This is a genomic window from Bradyrhizobium hereditatis (genome assembly GCF_020329435.1).
Lineage (GTDB): Bacteria > Pseudomonadota > Alphaproteobacteria > Rhizobiales > Xanthobacteraceae > Bradyrhizobium > Bradyrhizobium hereditatis.
On record NZ_JAGKJK010000054.1, the window covers coordinates 1 to 1,285 of the forward strand.

1 protein-coding gene and 1 pseudogene are annotated in these 1,285 nt (G+C 61.1%); both read left to right on the forward strand.

Annotated elements, in window-relative coordinates; genetic code table 11:
- Positions 1-467: DDE-type integrase/transposase/recombinase (locus tag J6524_RS36980; protein WP_225678756.1), on the forward strand; the 467-nt coding region annotated here is incomplete at its 5' end.
- 37 nt (positions 468-504) lie between these two features.
- Positions 505-1,285, forward strand: a pseudogene (locus tag J6524_RS36985) (IS630 family transposase); the annotation flags it as partial.

Genomic DNA, 1,285 nt, shown 5'->3' on the forward strand with positions numbered 1-1,285 from the left:
GGACGAGCCGAGCGGTGCTGGCCTGGCGCCTGTCGAACACGATGGACACATCGTTCTGCGTGTCTGCGCTGGAAGAGGCCTTGGCGCGCTTCGGCCGGCCTGAGATCTTCAATACCGACCAGGGCAGCCAGTTCACCAGCGCCGCCTTCACCGCGACGCTGTCCGCCGCTGGAGTCAGGATCTCGATGGACGGTCGCGGGCGCTGGATGGATAACGTGTTCATCGAGCGGCTGTGGCGCTCGCTCAAATACGAAGACATCTATCTCAAGGGTTATTCGGATGGCCACGAGGCCAAAGCCGGAATCGCCCGATGGATCGAGTTTTACAAATTCCAGCGCCCTCATCAGGCGCTGGAAAACCGCGCGCCGATGGCGGTCTGGGCCGGTGTCACCGGCGCATTCGGCGAAGAGGCTGTGGATATGACGCTTCTCGCTAGTCATCTGGAACGCAAGTTCGTCACATTATAATGATAGCTCGAATCTCTCTGTGTAGAGGAGAGCGCTTGTGGCGAATGCAGCTGTGAGAGGCCGGCCGATCGAGCCGTTGGTGCTGAGTGCGCAGGAGCGGACGTATTTGGAGAGGCAAGTGCGTCGCCACCGTGTTGCCCGCTCTGTCCGAGCGGTGCCGCGCCATTCTGCGATGTGCGGACGGCTTGCCCAGCAAGTCCGTCGCTGCTGAGCTAGGCCTCCACGAGCACACGGTTGGCAAGTGGCGCCGCCGATTTTTGAAGGATCGCTGTGATGGCCTGCTTGACGAAGCTCGCCCTGGCCGCCCTCGCACCATCAACGACGATCAGGTTGCTGCTGTGATCGAGCAGACGTTGCGCACCACGCCGGCCGATGCGACGCACTGGTCGATCCGCTCAATGGCTGCGGAAACCGGCTTTTCCCACACCACGATCCGCTGAATGTGGATGGCGTTCGGCCTGCAGCCGCACCGGAGCCAGACATTCAAGCTGTCGAGCGATCCGCTGTTCGTCGACAAGGCGCGCGATATCGTCGGGCTTTACCTGTCCCCGCCGAACCGAGCCCTCGTCCTCAGCATCGAGGAGAAAAGCCAGATCCAGGCACTCGATCGCGAGCAGCCCGTCTTGCCGATGATGCCTGGCGTGCCGGAACGTCGCACGCACAGCTATGTGCGGCATGGTACGACCACGCTGTTTGCAGCACTTGACGTTGCGTCAGGGTTTGTCATCGGCAAATGCTACAAGCGCCACCGGGCAGTCGAGTTCTTGAAATTCCTCAAAGAGATCGACGATCAAGTCCCTGAAGGGCTCGATGTTCAT